The organism is Dokdonia sp. LLG6352-1 (assembly GCF_045055815.1).
GTDB lineage: Bacteria > Bacteroidota > Bacteroidia > Flavobacteriales > Flavobacteriaceae > Dokdonia > Dokdonia donghaensis.
Genome location: NZ_CP159329.1, coordinates 463,751 through 481,079 on the forward strand (window position 1 = coordinate 463,751; position 17,329 = coordinate 481,079).

Consider the following 17,329-nt stretch of genomic DNA (forward strand, 5'->3'; position numbering starts at 1 on the left):
ATTCAAAGTTTGTGCCGTATCCTTATCTTTGTATATGTCTTACTTAAAAAAACATATCCCTATAGAAGACGGCGACTATTACTTAACGCCAGAAGGCTATAGATGTTTTACAGAACAGTATCATCTCAAAAGAGGATACTGTTGTGAGAGTGGCTGCCGTCATTGCCCTTATGGCTATAGTAAAAAGACAAATACTCAAAATGGATAGACTGCTACTCTTATATCGTAAGTGTGTCTATAGAAGCTACCATAGAGTAGATATACGTTATCCATAGTGTGTGAGTAAGAGTTTTTAAACTAGTACTTACTTAATATCACTACTTATGACATTTCAACAACAACTACTTGAAGGGATTCCTGCAGTACTTCCTGCACAAAAGGAATATGATCCAGCTATAAACCACGCCCCAAAAAGAAAAAAGATACTCTCTCCTAGTGAAGAGAAACTAGCACTTCAAAACGCCCTGCGCTATTTTGAACCCCAGCATCACGCAACACTATTACCTGAATTCAAAAATGAACTAGATACCTATGGCCGCATTTATATGTATCGCTTTGCGCCAGAATATAAGATATATGCGAGACCTATAGAAGAATATCCGGCTCAATCTAAGCAAGCAGCAGCTATTATGCTTATGATTCAGAACAATCTAGATCACGCTGTCGCACAGCACCCGCTAGAGCTTATCACTTATGGTGGTAATGGAGCAGTTTTTTCAAACTGGGCTCAGTATCGCCTCACAATGCAATATCTCGCTCAGATGACAGATGAGCAAACGCTAGTTATGTACTCTGGTCATCCTATGGGCTTGTTCCCATCTCACAAAGAAGCACCTAGAGTAGTTGTCACAAACGGAATGATGATTCCTAACTATAGTAAGCCTGACGACTGGGAAAAATACAACGCCCTAGGCGTCACCCAGTACGGGCAGATGACGGCTGGCAGTTATATGTACATAGGTCCTCAAGGCATTGTACACGGCACCACAATTACCGTTCTTAACGCTTTTAGAAAAATAGGCAAATCACCCAAGGGAGGGATTTTTGTCACTTCTGGACTAGGCGGTATGTCTGGGGCACAACCTAAGGCTGGTAATATTGCAGGCTGTATCACCATATGTGCAGAAGTAAATAAAAAAGCGGTACACACAAGGCACTCACAAGGATGGGTAGATGAAATAATTGATAACACAACAGCTCTCGTTACCCGTGTACAGCAGGCACAACTTGATAAGGAGACGGTCTCCATCGCATATCACGGTAATGTGGTAGAAGTATGGGAGGCCTTTAATGAGCACAATATAAAAATTGATATAGGTAGCGATCAGACCTCTTTACATAATCCTTGGGCTGGTGGTTACTACCCTATGGGATACACTGTTGAGGAGGCAAATGATATGATGGCAAATGATGTAGAGCACTTTCGCGAAAGCGTAAAAACCACCCTTTGTCGTCACGCCGCAGCAGTAAATGCACACACCGAAAAGGGCACCTACTTTTTTGATTACGGAAATGCTTTTCTACTAGAATCAAGCCGTGCAGGAGCAGATGTACTCGCCGAAAATGGCATTGACTTTAAATACCCCAGCTATGTACAAGACATAATGGGACCTATGTGTTTTGATTACGGTTTTGGACCCTTTAGGTGGGTTTGCGCTTCAGGAAAGGAAGAAGACCTTGCAAAAACTGATGCGATAGCCTGCACTGTACTGGAAGAACTAGCAGTAAATGCTCCAGCAGAAATACAACAGCAATTACAAGATAACATCACCTGGATACAAGGTGCGCAACAAAACAAGCTCGTAGTAGGCTCACAAGCACGTATACTCTATGCAGATGCAGAGGGACGTGCAAAAATCGCACAAGCCTTTAACGATGCTATTGCTCGCAACGAGATAGGATTAGTTATATTAGGTCGTGATCATCACGATGTATCTGGTACAGACTCTCCTTACCGCGAGACGAGTAATATTTATGACGGCAGTCGCTTTACGGCAGATATGGCAATTCACAATGTAATAGGTGATAGCTTTAGAGGAGCTACCTGGGTGAGTATTCACAATGGTGGTGGTGTAGGCTGGGGCGAAGTTGTAAATGGTGGTTTTGGTATGGTAATTGATGGTAGTAAGGAAGCCGAAAGACGCTTACAATCAATGCTTTTCTGGGATGTAAACAACGGAATTGCAAGAAGAAGTTGGGCTCGTAATGAAGGTGCTGTTTTTGCCATAAAAAGAGCAATGGAAATCGAACCAAATCTTAAGGTCACCGTACCAAATATTGTAGAAGAAGATTTATTTAATAACATTTAAAAAAAACTACTATGAAAGCATTAAGACTTTTACCCTTACTAGGAGCCGTATTATTACTCGCTTCTTGTAGCACTGTGCGCGTAGCATCAGACTACGACAAAGACACAAACTTTAGTGATTACAAAACATTTGCCTTCTACAAGCCAGGTATAGATAAAGCAGAGATATCTGACCTTGATAAAAAACGTGTCCTACGCGCCGTTGAGGCGCAAATGCTCGCAAAAGGTTTTACAAAATCTAGCAACCCAGCTGTGCTTGTAAGCATCTTTACAAAAGCAAAAGAGCGTGTGGATGTATATCAAAACAACTTTGGCTTCAACGGTGGTTGGGGCTGGGGAGGCGGCTTCTGGGGCGGCCCTTGGGGATGGAATAATGGCTTTTACAACAATACCGTCTCAAGAACTACACAAGGAACATTGTACATAGACCTTATAGATGCAAATAAGAAACAACTTATATGGCAAGGGCAAGGTACAGCACCACTCGTATCTGGAGATGTAAACAAACGTGAGGAGCGCATTAACCTTATCGTACAAGAAATTATGGAAGTATACCCACCACAAGTTGCAGGTAACTAATCCATACTTTAATAGTAACAATAAAAAAAGCACCCATCTGGGTGCTTTTTTTATTACTTAAGCTAGCCATACTAGTAAGCAATTAACTCTTCTATCTTTTTCTTTACCTTCTCAGTACTAGGTATCATCGTTTGTTCTAACACATTATTGAGCGGTATTGCTGGCATATTTTCAGATCCTATGAGCATTACTGGCGCATCTAGATGTTGAAAACATTCTTCTTGTATACTTCCTTGCAGTCCTCTACTAAAGCCATTATTAGAAGGCTCTTCTGTTATAACAAGACATTTACCACATTTCTTTACAGACTTAAATACCGTCTCATAATCTAGTGGATGTAATGTTCTTAAATCTACCACCTCAACGCTATCTTGCAGCCCTAGCTCTGCACTAGCATTCATAGCCCAGTGCACACCCATACCGTAAGTGATGATAGAAATTGTTTCTTCATCTTCTTGCTTCCAGATTTCTTGTAGCACATTTGCTTTCCCAAAAGGAAGTACATAATCTTCATCTGGCATTACAGATGTAGCGCCTTGTGTTCCTTTTACCTTAGACCAGTATAGCCCCTTGTGCTCAAAAATCACAACTGGGTTAGGATCATAATAAGCCGCCTTAAGAAGTCCCTTAAGGTCTGCTCCATTAGAAGGATATGCAATTTTAAGACCGCGTATGTTAGTCACCACACTCTCAACAGAAGATGAGTGATACGGCCCTCCAGAACCATAAGCTCCTATAGGTACTCTCAAAATCATTGAGACTGGCCATTTACCATTACTCAAGTAACACGATCGAGATACCTCTGTAAATAGTTGATTGAGGCCTGGCCATATATAATCTGCAAATTGAACTTCTACAATAGGCTTGAGCCCTACGGCGCTCATTCCTACTGTAGACCCTACGATAAAAGCTTCTTGTATAGGTGTATTAAAAACACGGTTATCACCAAATTTTTGAGCAAGTGTCGCCGCTTCTCTAAAAACGCCTCCCAGTCTACCTCCTACATCTTGACCATACATCAAGCATTCTGGATGTTTACGCATAAGCTCCTCTACGGCAAACAATGCACAGTCTACCATCACTACCTTTTCCCCATCCTTTGGAGAGCGCTCGCCACGCTCTTCGGTGATTGGTGTGGGAGCAAAGTCGTGTGTAAATAAATCTGCTGGAACTGGGTCTTCGGCTTGTTGTGCTTTGTCAAAATCTTTTTGGACTTCCGCTTTCGCGAAAGCGGTCATATCCTCAATCTCTTTTTTATCAAATCCATTATTGAGTAGTAGCTCAATCATTTTTGGATACGGGTCGCGGCTTTGTGCCTCTTCTAAATCATCTCTGTACCACTCCATACGCACACCAGAAGTATGGTGATTAAGCAGGGGAACTTTTGCGTGTACTAAAAATGGTCTGCGCTCTGTCCTGATGGTCTTAATGACATTCTCGAGGGTTGTGTAACTCTCTTCAAAATCTGTCCCGTCTATAGTTACTGCTTCAAGACCGTGAAAACCTTGTGCGTACTCAAATGCATTTTGAGCACGGGTCTCGGCAGCATTTGCAGAGATATCCCAGCCGTTATCTTGTACTAAATATAAGATAGGCAACTGCTTGAGCGCTGCCATCTGGAAGGCTTCGGCGATTTCACCCTCAGTCACAGATGCATCTCCTAGTGAGCAAACTACAAAAGGTGCCTCTGTGCTGGAACTTACATTTTCAGCCTCATTCAGCCTAGTCGACAGCTTTTCAGAAAGTCCTTCTTTATAATAAAAACCCATTGCAACACCCGTTGCAGGTATGGCTTGCATACCTGTAGCACTACTCTGGTGTGGTATTTTAGGCTTATCATCATCTCGTAAACTTGGGTGAGAGTAATACGTACGCCCCGCCGAAAATGGATCATCCTTTTTTGCTAGCACTTGCAGCATTAACTCATAAGGCTTCATCCCTATGGCAAGAAGCATACTATCATCTCTGTAGTAAGGAAAAGCATAATCTTGTGGTTGCAACTGCATCCCTATAGCGGTTTGTATCACCTCGTGACCACGGCTTGTAGCGTGTACATACTTTGATACCACCTTAAAATTTTCTTCATATAACTCTGTGAGTGCTTTTGCTGTACTTACGTTATGAAATGCTTTTTTTAATACCTCTTTATTCATCTTACAATGTATTAATGTGCTGTAGTAAACTATTATTAAAGTACCGGTGTCATCCAGTTAAATGGGTCTTCGCCCCCTGTTTTGATATCGTTAAGCATATCATTTACCGCCTTACCTACAGGGAACTCTGTAGAAACAGGTATTACATCATCACCCCATCCTATTTCTTGTATATGAGCAATACCTACTGCAGTACCTGTACCAAAAGCTTCTTCAAGCGTTCCTTGTGCTGCAGCTTCTTTTATTTCTTGTATAGATATTTTACGCTCTGTAACTGTATAGCCTTTGTGCTTTAAAACATCTATCACACTTTTACGAGTGATACCGTGCAGCACAGACCCGTCTAGCGTAGGCGTTATAAAGTTGCCATCTACTTTAAAGAAAATGTTCATTGTACCTACCTCTTGTATATAGGCGTGCTCTTGTGCATCTAGCCATAGCACTTGATCATATCCTTTAGACTTTGCAATCTCTGTAGGGCGTATGGCGGCAGCATAATTTCCTGCAGCTTTTGCCTCTCCAGTTCCTCCACTGGCAGCACGTATATAATGCTTTTCTGCCCAAAGCTTCACAGGCTTTGTAAAAAATGGTCCGGCTGGTGAGCCTATGATGATAAACTTATAACTGGTAGCTGCACGCATCCCTATAAAAGGCTCGTCTGCATACATAAATGGCCTTAAGTATAATGCACTACCATCTACCGGCGGAATCCAGTCTTGCTCCATACTAACTAGCGCTTTTAAACCGTCTACAAAAAGATCTTCTGGAAATGCCGGCATTCCCATACGCTCTGCACTCGCGTTAAGACGGGCAGCATTTTCATATGGTCTAAAAAGTAGGGGTTCTCGCTTTCGCGAAAGCGTACTCTTCATCCCTTCAAAAATTGCTTGACCATAGTGAAGCGCCATTGCCGCTGGGTGTGTAGGTATCATTGCTAAAGGCTCTACGCGGGGGTTTTGCCACATACCATCTTCATAATCACAGATAAACATATGATCTGTAAAGGTTCTTCCTAGTGGGATGTTATCAAAATCTATACTCGCTAGTTTAGAATGTGTTGTTTTTGTGACTTCTATTTTCATAGCAATAGGTGTTTACCACCGCGTTATGCAGTGGCGTGGTGGTTGGTTTTTATAATGCTCTAGTGGTATCAAACTGCTCGAGATGGTCTGCTATTTTACGCAAGAAGCTCCCGCCCAGATAACCATCTACTATGCGGTGGTCAAAACTTAGAGACAGATACATCATCTGGCGTATCTCTATGGTGTCGCCTTCTGGGCGTTCCATTACCTCGGCTCTTTTCTTAATAATCCCTGTGGCAAGAATCGCCGCCTCTGGTTGGTTTATAATAGGTGTTCCCATCACACTCCCAAAGGTCCCTACGTTACTTATGGTAAAGGTGCTCCCTTTTACATCATCACCTCCTAGTTTATTTTCTCTAGCTAGTGACGCAAGTCTGTTTACCTCTCCTGCAATTTCTACAAGGTTTTTTTGATTTGCATTTTTTACTACTGGTACAATTAAGTTTCCAGAGGGTAATGCAGTCGCCATCCCAATATTTATATCTTCTTTGACAATGATATTTTTACCATCTACAGAAACATTGATCATTGGGAACTCTTCGACGGCTTTTGCAACGGCTTCCACAAAAAGAGGTGTAAACGTAAGACGCTCACCGTGTTTTTCTTGAAAGGCAACCTTATTATCATTACGCCATTGTACTATCTCTGTTAAGTCTGCCTCTACATATGCGGTCACGTGCGGGCTGGTATGCTTACTGTAGACCATATGATCTGCAATCATCTGGCGCATACGGTCCATCTCTACTATTTTACCTTTACCCTTATCGAGTTTAAGATTTGGTATTTTATAAGCATCTGGATCTGGTTGAGCTACTGGCTGTGCAAATTGAAATGGTCTACCATCATCTATATATTGCATTATATCTTTCTTTCTTAATCTGCCCTTAGTACCCGTACCGGGTATTCTAGCGATTTCTTCATAAGATATATGATGCTTGCGCGCAATACTATCAATAAGCGGACTCACAAAAACATTCTCGTTTGAGACAATTGCTCTTGTAGCTGGTGCTACTTTTTGTTTAGGTTGTTTTTTTGGTGTTTGCGCTTTAGTAGGCTGGGATTCTTTCTTTTCTGAAGGGTTGATTGCTTTTTCTGCATCTCCTCCTTGTGCTAGGTAGGTTGCGATAGGCTCGCCTACGGCAACAACGGCATTTGCATCATAAAGGTGCTTTTGCATCACTCCTGCGCTGGTAGCAGGTACCTCGTTATCTACTTTATCTGTAGCAATCTCTACAAGGATATCACCTTCTTCAAAAGATTCACCCTCGGCAACAAGCCAGTTTATGATGGTTCCCTCAGTGATAGACTCTCCCATTTTGGGCATTAATAAAGATGTTGTGCTCATAAGTATAGGTATTTCTATATCCATACAAATTACTACAGAATAAGCTAATTTTATTTATAAAATCTACTTTATACTTTCATAATAGAATAAACCACTATCTTATCTTATTTATTGTTTTTTTATTCTAAATAGCTCATCTTTACAGTCTAAATAAAGTGATTTATTATGCGACTAGATGCTACAGACCAGCAATTACTCATATTACTACAAGAGGATTCTAACCAAACGGTAAAAGCCTTGGCAGAAAAGCTAGGTAAGTCTACAACGCCCATTTTTGAACGTATTAAAAAGTTAGAAAAAGAAGGATTAATAGATGGCTACTCTGCTCGTATAAATGCAAAAAAAGTTGGGCTTAAACAAACCGTCTTTATCGCTATATCGCTGCAAGGACACACCCGTAGCTACCTAGAGAAGTTTGTAAATGAGATAAACAGCTTTCCAGAAGTAATAGAGTGTCACCGTGTGAGTGGAGGTTTTGACTACCTACTTAAACTTGTGGTTGAAGATATAGAAGCCTATGAGCGCTTTATCATCACAAAGCTTACCCTGCTCCCATACATAGGTAATTTACAAAGTCACATTGTACTATCAAGTAGTAAGGAAACTAATAGACTAGACTTGAGCTCCTTGTTTTAGTTTTCTTTTCTAAAATCTTGCAGCGTTTTATAAAAATCTTCTTGCTCTGGTCTGTCTAGAGGTATCTCTCGTAGTGGCTCAACCTCTCTTAAACTCTCGTGACAATCTGCTGGTAACTGCTGGTATAACCTTGTTCCTGCAGTTTTCCAAGCTATCATTTGATCTGTAACCTCCTTAATAACCTTTGCAGGATTTCCTACGATGAGCTGGCGAGGTTCAAAAACACTTTCGGCTTTTACAAATGCCATTGCACCTACTATACATTCATCACCTATAACAGCATCATCCATAATCACGCTATTCATCCCTATCAAGCAGTTACGCCCTAAGTTTGCCCCGTGTATGACGGCTCCGTGACCTATATGTGCGCTTTCGCGAAAGCGTATACTTTTACCTGGAAACATATGTACGGTACAGTTTTCTTGTACGTTTACACCATCTTCAAGAATGATCTCACCCCAATCACCACGTATTGCGGCACCTGGGCCTATGTAGCAATTTTTACCAATAATGACATTACCAGTAACCGCCGCCAGCGGATGTACAAAACTACTCTCGTGAACTATCGGTATATGTCTGTTAAAAGAATATATCATTATGCTAAAGTTGTTTTAAAGTGTGAATGGCACTCACTAGGACTTATTAGTTTTATTATAAATATACGACGTATATAAAAAGAGAAGGATTATGAAAGGAGATACAGAAATATACCACACTACAAAAGAGCGACTACATTTACACCAATTTGCAGAAGACGAGGTAATCAACAACGAAACTGATAAACGTAGGAGGTCACTTGCGCTCATACGAGCAATGCGACTGGGAAACCTCTTTAAAAATAAAGTCTCAATTTATTTTAGAGATTCTTTAAACCGTCTTATAAGAGTACACACCACAATTTGGGGTGTTACTCAGAGGGATGTTATACTTAAAAAAGGTACATTGATCCCTATACACAGTATAGAGCGCATAGATTAAAAAAAAGCTCTCGAGCACTTATTTAAAGCGCTTGAGGGTCTCTTTTGTAAAATCTGATAACACAAGCTTTCCGGATATAGCTGCACGCTCTGCAAGTAGCTCATCCCAGTGCTCAGTACCAGCCCACATCATCTTTTTCATCTCACGCATTGCCTCTGGATTATACTTGCAAAGATTTTCGGCAGTGGCTTGTACGGCAGCATCTAGCTCTTCTGTACTATCATAAACGTGTGCATATAACCCTTTTTGCCTTGCCCACTCTGCATCGTAAAATGTATTTGCATCGATAGCGATTTGAGACATCCCTGTAAGCCCTAATTTACGCTCTACAGCTGGACCTACCACAAAAGGGCCTATCCCTATGTTTAGTTCGCTCAGTTTTATACTGGCAAATTTGCTAGCCATACAGTAGTCTGTAGCACTGGCAACACCTACGCCGCCACCTACAGTTTTACCTTGCACGCGCCCTATAATAAACTTAGGACACTTACGCATTGCATTAATCACATTTGCAAAGCCCGAGAAAAACACACGTCCCGTCTCTTTATCATTAATACTTATAAGCTCCTTAAAACTTGCTCCTGCACAAAAAGTACGGTCACCTCCAGATTTAAGTACAATTACTTTTACGGCATCATTCTCACCAGCTTCTTTTATAGTCAAGGCTAGTTTTGCAAGTATATCACCTGGCAAACTATTATGCGCTGGGTGAAAAAACTCAATGGTTGAAATTCCGTTTTCTATATGTTCTTTTACGTGTGGATCACTCATATTGTAAAATTACTATTATCGATGCTTGTAAAAATTACAGGCAATACGTTTATTAATCTATAAGGTTAAATTGTTCAAAGTGGTGATTAAGATGCTTGCGCTCCATTAAGTACCACTCATATTTGTTAAGCTTGCCAAAGACTGCATTGTTAGTCGTTGCCTTTTTATTCTTCTTGTAAAAATCTAGATATGTCTTTCTTGCTTCTAGCATCGCTTTTTTTGCTTCATCTAGGTCTTTGTGTTGTAAAGCCGGTTGAATTCCTGCTTCATATAGCGGGAAGTTGTAATCTCTAGGCATTTTATTATAATCCCAGAGTGTTGCCGCTACCTTATCAATTACTTTTTCTGGTGTGGCCACTTCAAAATCTTGTATTTCACCAGCGGCTATACGGTAGGTTAACTCAAGGTGCTCTACCATTTGTCGTGGCGTCATTGTTCCCCAGGCTGGCTTTGTATCTTCATTAAGTTTTGAGAGACAAGTATCAATGCGACTCTCTGTCATCTCAACAAAGGTAGTTTGTTTCTTTTCTACCATTGTAAGGATGGTCGCCACTGCTACTAGCGCTTCAGCCTCTTCATCTGTCTTTCCATTTTCATAGTCTACTGGCTCTGCGTCAAACACCTCAACATACCATTTTACAATACCGCTAGGGTGTTCCCTACCGCTCACATCTCTCTCACGCTTTTCCTTACAGGTAAGGCGCACATATATGGTATCATTGTGATATAACGGTCTCAAGAAACGAATATCTTCAAGTCCATAGTTTGCACTCACCGGACCTTTGTTAGGGTACACAAATAATCCTGCAGCAGCCGAAATAATAAAGTAACCGTGTGCCGTTCTTTTCTCAAATATACTCCCGTCTAGACTGGTAATATCAGTATGTGCATAAAAGTGATCCCAGGTAAGATTTGCAAAATTCTGTATATCATTATCAGTAATCGTACGCTTATGAGTTTTTAAACTCATCCCTGGTTTAATATCTTCATAATGGTATGCAAAAGGATGCTGTTCTGCCTCCTTGTAATCTCCATTAGGCTGGTAGATACCTGTAATTTCAGTAAGGCTTGTAGGGCTTCCCTGCACGGCACAACGCTGCATATAATGTTTTATGCCGCGTATTCCTCCCATCTCTTCACCTCCACCGGCACGACCTGGACCTCCGTGTACCAGTAACGGTAATGGTGAGCCGTGACCCGTACTTTGTGGCGCACTGTCGCGGTTAAGTGTTAATATTCTTCCGTGGTGTGATGCTGCTTCTATGGTGTACGCTTTCGCGAAAGCGTCATCTGCAGTAACCACACTACTCACAAGAGACCCCTTACCCATCTGGGCGAGTTCTATTGCTTCTTCTACACCGTTATATGGCATAAGTGTCGTTACAGGGCCAAAGGCTTCAATCTCGTGCACCTGCGTATTTTTAAACGGATTATTTTCACGCATCACAATAGGGCTCATAAAAGCACCCTTTGCTCCGTCTGCACCCATCGCCTCTATGGTATCTGTAGATCCATACACCATATCTGCTGTTTGGGCTATTTTGGCAATTTGCGTTTTTATAGCATCACGCTGGTCATTATTAATGAGGGCTCCCATTCTTACCTCACGCAATTTTGGATCTCCTATAACCGTGCGTTCTAGCTGTTTGCCTAGAGCAATCTGCACATCTTCCATCAAGTTTTCTGGTACAATCACACGGCGTATTGCCGTACATTTTTGACCACACTTAGACGTAATCTCTTTACGTACCTCCTTAATAAAAATAGCAAACTCTGGTGTACCCGGTACAGCGTCTGGACCAAGTATTGATGCGTTAAGACTATCTGCCTCCATTGTAAAAGGCACACTCTCTTCTGTAAGTCTAGGATGTACTTTTAACTTTCTACCAGTATGCGCGCTTCCAGTAAAGGTTACCACGTCTTGACTATTTACGGTATCTAGTATAGATGTTGTAAGGCCTGAGAGTAATTGTAAAGCTCCCTTAGGTAATATACCGCTGTTTATAATCTCTCTCACAACAGCCTCTGTTAAGAAAGCGGTTTGTGGGGCTGGTAACACAACTGCTGGCATACCTGCCATCCAGTTTACAGCACATTTTTCTAACATACCCCAAACAGGGAAGTTAAAAGCGTTAATATGAACCGCAACACCTTTTTTTGGAACCAAAATATGGTGCGCCATAAAACGCCCTCCTCTTGATAAATCTATTGCATCACCTTCTACAGCATAGCTTTGATCTGGAAAGAGCTTACGCAAGCTAGCATTTGCAAAGAGGTTTCCAAAACCTCCTTCTATATCTACCCAGCTATCTGCTCTTGTTGCTCCGGTTTTGTAACTAATCTCATAAAACTGCTCCTTGCGCTTGTTAAGGTAAAGCGCCAGTTTTTTAATCATATTACCACGCTGCTGAAAGGTCATATCTCGTAACGCCTTTCCATTATCACGTCCAAATTGTAATGCACTGGCAATATCTAGACCTTCGGTACTTGTGAGACCTATTACATCTCCAGTGATGGCGTCATACATATTACGTGTATTGCTGTCATCGCCTTTTACCCAATGGCCATTTATATAAGATTCTAAAATCATAAAACGCTCGTTTTTGAAATCGGAAACTGAAATCGATATCAGCGCCGATGTTATTCTTTTTTTTGCTTTCGCGAAAGCGGTCTACCCTCGTATACGAATGACAGCTCCATTAATTTTTCCTTTTACAGATTTTATGTAACCCCCAACTACCTTATCCATAGGTACTGGCGTATTACCTGGGAAGAAATCTTTATACTTCTCAAACGCATCTTCTACCAGGTCTGCAGAAACAACATTTACTCTTAAACCACGATCTAACTCTAATGCCACCGCCATAACAAAACTTTGGATTGCTCCATTAACCATTGCGGCACTTGTAGTCATATACACAGGCTCATCTGCAAGAATTCCTGTTGTTAAGGTTATGGATCCACCATCGTTAAGATATTTTCTCCCTAATCTCACAAGATTAACCTGGCCCATCATTTTACTTTTAATACCTATGTAAAAATCCTCTTCACTTAGGTTATCAAATGTATCCCACTTTGCATCTCCAGCTACGTTTATAATTGCATCTACTGTACCTACAGTTTCAAACATTTTTATGATAGAATCTGCAGATGCTATATCTACAGTGACATCACCAGAACTTCGGCCAGCTACAATCACTTCATCTTCTTTAGAAAAGTGTGCTGTTATAGTTTTACCTATAGTTCCATTGCCACCTATTATCAAAATTTTCATATGATTCAATTATTAGATTATGAAACAGCCATATTTTCTATCACTGCAGCATACCCTTGACCTACACCTATACACATTGTCACAAGTGCATAGCGTTTTCCTTGTTCTTTAAGCTCTACAGCCGCCGAATATGCAATACGCGCCCCTGTTACACCTAGTGGGTGCCCTATTGCGATAGAGCCTCCATTAGGGTTTATTCTCGCATCATCATCTGCCAGTCCCCACTCACGTATACAAGCCAGGGCTTGTGAGGCAAATGCTTCATTAAGTTCTATAACATCCATATCTTCTAGTGTAAGACCGGCTTTTTGAAGCGCCTTGTTTGAAGCTTGTACTGGCCCTATTCCCATAATGCGTGGCTCGACCCCCACCACAGCAGAACTTACAATTCTTGCAAGTGGTCTAAGGCTATATTTTTTTACAGCAGCTTCACTTGCTATAATGGTTGCAGCTGCACCATCATTAAGCCCTGAGCTATTACCTGCGGTTACGCTTCCGCCCTCCTTTTTAAAAGCTGGACGAAGCTTTGCAAGCACTTCCTTTGAACTATTAGGCTTTATAAATTCGTCATCCTTAAAGATGATGGGATCTTTTTTACGCTGTGGGATTTCTACAGGTACAATTTCCTTTGCTAGACGGCCACTTTTTTGAGCAGCTGCAGCTTTCATCTGGCTGTGATATGCAAAGGCATCTTGATCTTCACGTGAGATGTTATATTTTTCTACAAGATTTTCGGCAGTGGTTCCCATTCCATCTACTCCGTATAGCTCTTTCATTTTAGGGTTGATAAAACGCCACCCAAAAGTCGAGTCATACATCTTACTATCACCACCAAAAGCCGTAGAAGGCTTTGCCATCACATACGGGCCACGTGTCATATTTTCTACACCACCAGAGATAAATAGGTCTCCGTCACCAGCTTTTATAGCTCGGTTTGCGTGTAAAATGGCCGAAAGTCCAGAGCTACATAAGCGGTTTACCGTCTCTCCAGGCACGGTAAAAGGTAGTCCAGCAAGCAGCAAACTCATACGCGCTACATTACGGTTATCTTCTCCAGCCTGGTTTGCACACCCCATAATCACATCGTCATATGCTTCTTTTGGGATATTTGGGTTACGTCTTACGACCTCGCGTATCACTTGCGCTCCCAAATCGTCTGTGCGCACAGCACTTAATGTTCCTTTATAATTTCCTATAGGAGTACGAACTCCGTCTATGATATATGCTTCCATATTTTGAAATTGAAGTCGAAATCGAAGTCGAAATCGAAGTTCTTTTTTTATTATTTAATCTATTTCCCAATCTTTTGAAGTACGATATACTACCCCTTTAAAAAGTGCAACAAGCTCGTCACCTCTTTTAATTTCAACAATATTAAAACCTACTTTAGTTTTCTGGAGGTTTACCGTTGCCTCTGCAGTGATGTAATCTCCTTCTTCTAAAGCTTCTATATGATTTATACTTGTCTCAATAGACACGGCATATTTTCCGTGTGTGTTTGCAGTAAATCCAAAAGCCGTATCTGCCAGTGAGTAACTTATCCCACCGTGAGCCTTACCCATACTGTTAAGCATCTCCTTACGTATAGTCATCCCCACTTTTACAAAACCTACTTGTGCCTCTATAATCTCAATACCTAGCCAACTGCTGTATGCGTCTTGAGATAACATTTTATAAGGTATTTGCGCTCCAGTCATAATAGCATCTAGATTAGGCAAAAAATTGTTTTCCCTCTTTTTCCATCCTTCTTAAAAGTGGGCTGCATCTGTATCTATCTTCTCTATACTCATCATACAGAGCATCCATTTTTTGTACACACCAGCTTATTCCTTTCTCATCTGCCCAGGCTAGTAATCCTTTTGGATAGTTTACCCCTTTGGTCATCGCATTGTCTATATCTTCGGCACTTGCTACATTCCAGAACAAGGCATCTGCTGCTTCGTTAATAAGCATTATAAGAATACGCTCAAAAATTGCTTCTTTATCTTGAGTAGCTGTTGCTGCTTGTGATGGCGCTTTCGCGAAAGCGTTATCTGCCTCCACATTTTTATAATCATAATAACCGCGTCCCGATTTACGACCTAGATATCCCGCCTGGCTATATCGCTGTTGGGTAAAAGATGGCTTGTACCTTGGATCTTGATAAAAGGCATTAAACACGGTTTCTGTAACCGTATAATTTACATCGTTACCTATAAAATCCATCAACTCAAAAGGTCCCATACGGAAACCTCCCACACTTTTCATAGCTGCGTCTATGGTTGCAAAATTTGCCACACCTTCTTCATACATACGTAACGCCTCCCCATAAAATGGTCGTGCAACGCGGTTTACAATAAACCCTGGAGTATCTTTTGCGATGGCTACAACTTTTTTCCAACGTGTAATTTCGGCAACGCAAGTGTCTAAAACGTTTTGCGAGGTTTGTACCGCAGGTATCACCTCAACAAGCTTCATTAATGGCGCAGGATTAAAAAAGTGAATCCCAATGCAACGCTCTGGATTTTGCAATGATGCTGCAATAGAAGCGATAGAAAGACTTGAAGTGTTTGAGGCTATTATCGCTGTATCAGAAACGTAGGTTTCTAACTCTTGAAATACTTTTTTCTTGACCTCCAGATTTTCTACAATAGCTTCAATGGTAAGATCTGCGTTTGCTAACTCTTTAAGCGTGTTAACATATGTAATATTAGCTTGTATTCTATCTTTTTCTGAGGCCTCTATGCGTCCCTTCTCTATAAGACGTTTGAGTACTTTTTCTAGTGCTTCCTTTGCTTTATCAAGCGCCTCTTGATTTACATCAAAGAGTTTTACAGCACAACCAGCAGTTGCAGCTACTTGAGCAATGCCAGAACCCATTGTACCAGCGCCTATAATTCCTATGTTTTTTATCATAAACAATGCTTATTTTTTGTACACCGAATATCGATTAATGAATATCGAATGTAGAAGTTTTTCTCACTCGTATAAAAATCAAATCCTATCATCTATTCTTTGCCTGAGAAGTTCTAATACTAGCAACAAAAATTGACACAAGCTCATTATTCTCTTTTATCAAGTTATCCACTGGATTATTATCCTTACTCAAGTCTGCACCCTTTTGTATTTTTAGATTAACTAATGACTCCCTGAGTTCCTTAAGACAAACCTTCATCTTGTGAATAAAATCTTTGGGCGACTCTGCTCCTTGTGCTTCACCATAATTTAACGCTGTAGAAGTTGAAGAACGAATGAGCTGTTTTGACAGATGTTGAGAAGCATAGCTACCATCTAGCTTGTTACAAATTTTTATAACCTCAACCGAAAACTGGATAAGCCTCTGTTCTAAATCAAACCTCTTCATTTACACAATCTACAAATTTATACTTCTATATTCCTTGTTCGATATTCTGCGGTTCATCAGTCTTTACTTCCCTTTAAAAACCGGACGCCTTTTATTTACAAAAGCGTCTACACCTTCTTTAAAATCTTCACTCTCTGATGCTTCTATTTGTAATTTACCTTCTAGCGCAAGTTGATCTTCAAGATTATTAGTCATAGATACATTAAGTAATCTCTTGGTGAGACCTATTGCCTTTGTAGGCATTTGCGCTAGTGTCACTGCAGTCGTGGTTACAGTATTATTAAACTCGTCTAGCGTAGTCACCTTATAAATCATACCCATCTTCTCTGCCTCTGTTGCAGATATTTTATCACCCAGCATCATCAATGCGCTTGCATTACCAAAACCTATGAGCCTAGGCAAGAAAAACGTACCTGCACTATCTGGCACAAGGCCTATCTTGCTAAAGGCTTGTATAAAACTTACCTTCTCGTGAGCAATAACAATATCACAGGCTAGTGCAATATTTGCCCCAGCTCCAGCGGCAACACCATTTACAGCAGCAATGATAGGTTTTTCAATCGCTCGTATTTTTTCTATAATCGGGTTGTAATGCTCTTCTAGTATTTTCTTAAACCCTGGATTTAATTCAGGGTCTGTAATTTCTTTTAAATCTTGACCAGCACAAAATGCCTTACCACTACCGGTGAGAACAATGGCTCTTACTTGTGCATCCTTACTACAAGCATCTAACTCATCTTGCAGTAAGAATGCCATCTCACGGTTAAAACTATTAAATACTTCTGGGCGATTAAAGGTGAGCGTTGCTACACCATTCTCTATTGATTTCTGTATACTACTCATATAACAAAGAATCCCGC

At 40.9% G+C, this 17,329-nt stretch carries 17 protein-coding genes; 5 read left to right on the plus strand and 12 right to left on the minus strand.

Annotated features, from left to right (window positions below; genetic code table 11):
* Window positions 1-34 precede the first annotated feature (34 nt).
* From ABVM49_RS02145 to ABVM49_RS02155, 3 genes are all read left to right on the plus strand, one after another.
* Window positions 35-208 carry a DUF5522 domain-containing protein gene (locus ABVM49_RS02145; RefSeq protein WP_298353301.1) on the plus strand — a complete coding sequence of 58 codons (174 nt, stop codon included), beginning with the start codon at window positions 35-37 and terminating at the stop codon, window positions 206-208.
* 115 nt (window positions 209-323) lie between these two features.
* Window positions 324-2,309, plus strand: a complete 1,986-nt coding sequence (locus ABVM49_RS02150; RefSeq protein ID WP_405202827.1) for a urocanate hydratase — start codon at window positions 324-326, stop codon at window positions 2,307-2,309.
* A gap of 11 nt (window positions 2,310-2,320) precedes the next feature.
* Window positions 2,321-2,887 (plus strand): DUF4136 domain-containing protein, encoded by a 567-nt coding sequence (locus ABVM49_RS02155; protein WP_405202828.1) that lies wholly within the window; start codon window positions 2,321-2,323, stop codon window positions 2,885-2,887.
* A gap of 71 nt (window positions 2,888-2,958) precedes the next feature.
* Here the strand turns inward: ABVM49_RS02155 and ABVM49_RS02160 are convergent, their stop codons facing one another.
* From ABVM49_RS02160 to ABVM49_RS02170, 3 genes are read right to left on the minus strand one after another with little or no spacing between them, the layout of a single operon-like run.
* Window positions 2,959-5,040 (minus strand): thiamine pyrophosphate-dependent enzyme, encoded by a 2,082-nt coding sequence (locus tag ABVM49_RS02160; protein ID WP_405202829.1) that lies wholly within the window; start codon window positions 5,038-5,040, stop codon window positions 2,959-2,961.
* Between the two features lie 35 nt (window positions 5,041-5,075).
* The gene (locus tag ABVM49_RS02165; RefSeq protein ID WP_405202830.1) at window positions 5,076-6,122 is read right to left on the minus strand and encodes a branched-chain amino acid aminotransferase; all 1,047 of its coding nucleotides are present in this window, start codon (window positions 6,120-6,122) and stop codon (window positions 5,076-5,078) included.
* A 49-nt stretch (window positions 6,123-6,171) separates the two neighbouring features.
* The gene (locus ABVM49_RS02170; protein ID WP_405202831.1) at window positions 6,172-7,467 is read right to left on the minus strand and encodes a dihydrolipoamide acetyltransferase family protein; all 1,296 of its coding nucleotides are present in this window, start codon (window positions 7,465-7,467) and stop codon (window positions 6,172-6,174) included.
* A 165-nt stretch (window positions 7,468-7,632) separates the two neighbouring features.
* On the opposite strand from ABVM49_RS02170, the gene ABVM49_RS02175 reads away from it, so the two are divergent.
* Window positions 7,633-8,103 carry an Lrp/AsnC family transcriptional regulator gene (locus ABVM49_RS02175; RefSeq protein WP_038599266.1) on the plus strand — a complete coding sequence of 157 codons (471 nt, stop codon included), beginning with the start codon at window positions 7,633-7,635 and terminating at the stop codon, window positions 8,101-8,103.
* Here ABVM49_RS02175 and ABVM49_RS02180 read toward each other — a convergent pair.
* On the minus strand, window positions 8,100-8,699 hold the full coding sequence (locus tag ABVM49_RS02180; RefSeq protein ID WP_375252245.1) for a transferase hexapeptide repeat family protein: 600 nt from the start codon (window positions 8,697-8,699) through the stop codon (window positions 8,100-8,102). The two genes, ABVM49_RS02175 and ABVM49_RS02180, sit on opposite strands and share 4 nt — an antisense overlap.
* A gap of 91 nt (window positions 8,700-8,790) precedes the next feature.
* Here ABVM49_RS02180 and ABVM49_RS02185 point away from each other — a divergent pair, with 91 nt between their 5' ends.
* On the plus strand, window positions 8,791-9,081 hold the full coding sequence (locus tag ABVM49_RS02185) for a hypothetical protein (protein WP_038599261.1): 291 nt from the start codon (window positions 8,791-8,793) through the stop codon (window positions 9,079-9,081).
* Between the two features lie 18 nt (window positions 9,082-9,099).
* On the opposite strand, the gene ABVM49_RS02190 is transcribed toward ABVM49_RS02185, so the two are convergent.
* From ABVM49_RS02190 to ABVM49_RS02225, 8 genes are all read right to left on the minus strand, one after another.
* Window positions 9,100-9,852: an enoyl-CoA hydratase/isomerase family protein gene (locus tag ABVM49_RS02190; RefSeq protein WP_405202832.1), complete on the minus strand. Its 753-nt coding sequence runs from the start codon at window positions 9,850-9,852 to the stop codon at window positions 9,100-9,102.
* A gap of 52 nt (window positions 9,853-9,904) precedes the next feature.
* Window positions 9,905-12,442, minus strand: a complete 2,538-nt coding sequence (gene paaZ, locus ABVM49_RS02195) for a phenylacetic acid degradation bifunctional protein PaaZ (RefSeq protein ID WP_405202833.1) — start codon at window positions 12,440-12,442, stop codon at window positions 9,905-9,907.
* 81 nt (window positions 12,443-12,523) lie between these two features.
* Window positions 12,524-13,126: a short chain dehydrogenase gene (locus tag ABVM49_RS02200; protein WP_405202834.1), complete on the minus strand. Its 603-nt coding sequence runs from the start codon at window positions 13,124-13,126 to the stop codon at window positions 12,524-12,526.
* A 17-nt stretch (window positions 13,127-13,143) separates the two neighbouring features.
* Window positions 13,144-14,358 (minus strand): 3-oxoadipyl-CoA thiolase, encoded by a 1,215-nt coding sequence (gene pcaF, locus ABVM49_RS02205; protein ID WP_405202835.1) that lies wholly within the window; start codon window positions 14,356-14,358, stop codon window positions 13,144-13,146.
* 54 nt (window positions 14,359-14,412) lie between these two features.
* Complete coding sequence (locus ABVM49_RS02210; protein ID WP_038599247.1) at window positions 14,413-14,823, minus strand: PaaI family thioesterase; 411 nt, start codon at window positions 14,821-14,823, stop codon at window positions 14,413-14,415.
* Between the two features lie 13 nt (window positions 14,824-14,836).
* Window positions 14,837-16,021 (minus strand): 3-hydroxyacyl-CoA dehydrogenase NAD-binding domain-containing protein, encoded by a 1,185-nt coding sequence (locus tag ABVM49_RS02215; RefSeq protein WP_405202836.1) that lies wholly within the window; start codon window positions 16,019-16,021, stop codon window positions 14,837-14,839.
* A gap of 88 nt (window positions 16,022-16,109) precedes the next feature.
* Window positions 16,110-16,469 (minus strand): four helix bundle protein, encoded by a 360-nt coding sequence (locus ABVM49_RS02220; RefSeq protein WP_405202837.1) that lies wholly within the window; start codon window positions 16,467-16,469, stop codon window positions 16,110-16,112.
* A 63-nt stretch (window positions 16,470-16,532) separates the two neighbouring features.
* Window positions 16,533-17,312, minus strand: coding sequence for an enoyl-CoA hydratase-related protein (locus tag ABVM49_RS02225; protein WP_405202839.1), 780 nt, complete (start codon window positions 17,310-17,312; stop codon window positions 16,533-16,535).
* Window positions 17,313-17,329: the final 17 nt, after the last annotated feature.

Coding starts and splice junctions, on each gene's coding strand:
- pcaF (WP_405202835.1), bottom strand. CDS start 14,358: ATGGAAGCATATATCATAGACGGAGTTCGTACTCCTATAGGAAATTAT.
- ABVM49_RS02200 (WP_405202834.1), bottom strand. CDS start 13,126: ATGAAAATTTTGATAATAGGTGGCAATGGAACTATAGGTAAAACTATA.
- ABVM49_RS02165 (WP_405202830.1), bottom strand. CDS start 6,122: ATGAAAATAGAAGTCACAAAAACAACACATTCTAAACTAGCGAGTATA.
- ABVM49_RS02155 (WP_405202828.1), top strand. CDS start 2,321: ATGAAAGCATTAAGACTTTTACCCTTACTAGGAGCCGTATTATTACTC.
- ABVM49_RS02215 (WP_405202836.1), bottom strand. CDS start 16,021: ATGATAAAAAACATAGGAATTATAGGCGCTGGTACAATGGGTTCTGGC.
- ABVM49_RS02150 (WP_405202827.1), top strand. CDS start 324: ATGACATTTCAACAACAACTACTTGAAGGGATTCCTGCAGTACTTCCT.
- ABVM49_RS02180 (WP_375252245.1), bottom strand. CDS start 8,699: ATGATATATTCTTTTAACAGACATATACCGATAGTTCACGAGAGTAGT.
- ABVM49_RS02185 (WP_038599261.1), top strand. CDS start 8,791: ATGAAAGGAGATACAGAAATATACCACACTACAAAAGAGCGACTACAT.
- ABVM49_RS02220 (WP_405202837.1), bottom strand. CDS start 16,469: ATGAAGAGGTTTGATTTAGAACAGAGGCTTATCCAGTTTTCGGTTGAG.
- ABVM49_RS02175 (WP_038599266.1), top strand. CDS start 7,633: ATGCGACTAGATGCTACAGACCAGCAATTACTCATATTACTACAAGAG.
- ABVM49_RS02210 (WP_038599247.1), bottom strand. CDS start 14,823: ATGACTGGAGCGCAAATACCTTATAAAATGTTATCTCAAGACGCATAC.
- ABVM49_RS02145 (WP_298353301.1), top strand. CDS start 35: ATGTCTTACTTAAAAAAACATATCCCTATAGAAGACGGCGACTATTAC.
- ABVM49_RS02225 (WP_405202839.1), bottom strand. CDS start 17,312: ATGAGTAGTATACAGAAATCAATAGAGAATGGTGTAGCAACGCTCACC.
- ABVM49_RS02170 (WP_405202831.1), bottom strand. CDS start 7,467: ATGAGCACAACATCTTTATTAATGCCCAAAATGGGAGAGTCTATCACT.
- ABVM49_RS02190 (WP_405202832.1), bottom strand. CDS start 9,852: ATGAGTGATCCACACGTAAAAGAACATATAGAAAACGGAATTTCAACC.
- ABVM49_RS02160 (WP_405202829.1), bottom strand. CDS start 5,040: ATGAATAAAGAGGTATTAAAAAAAGCATTTCATAACGTAAGTACAGCA.
- paaZ (WP_405202833.1), bottom strand. CDS start 12,442: ATGATTTTAGAATCTTATATAAATGGCCATTGGGTAAAAGGCGATGAC.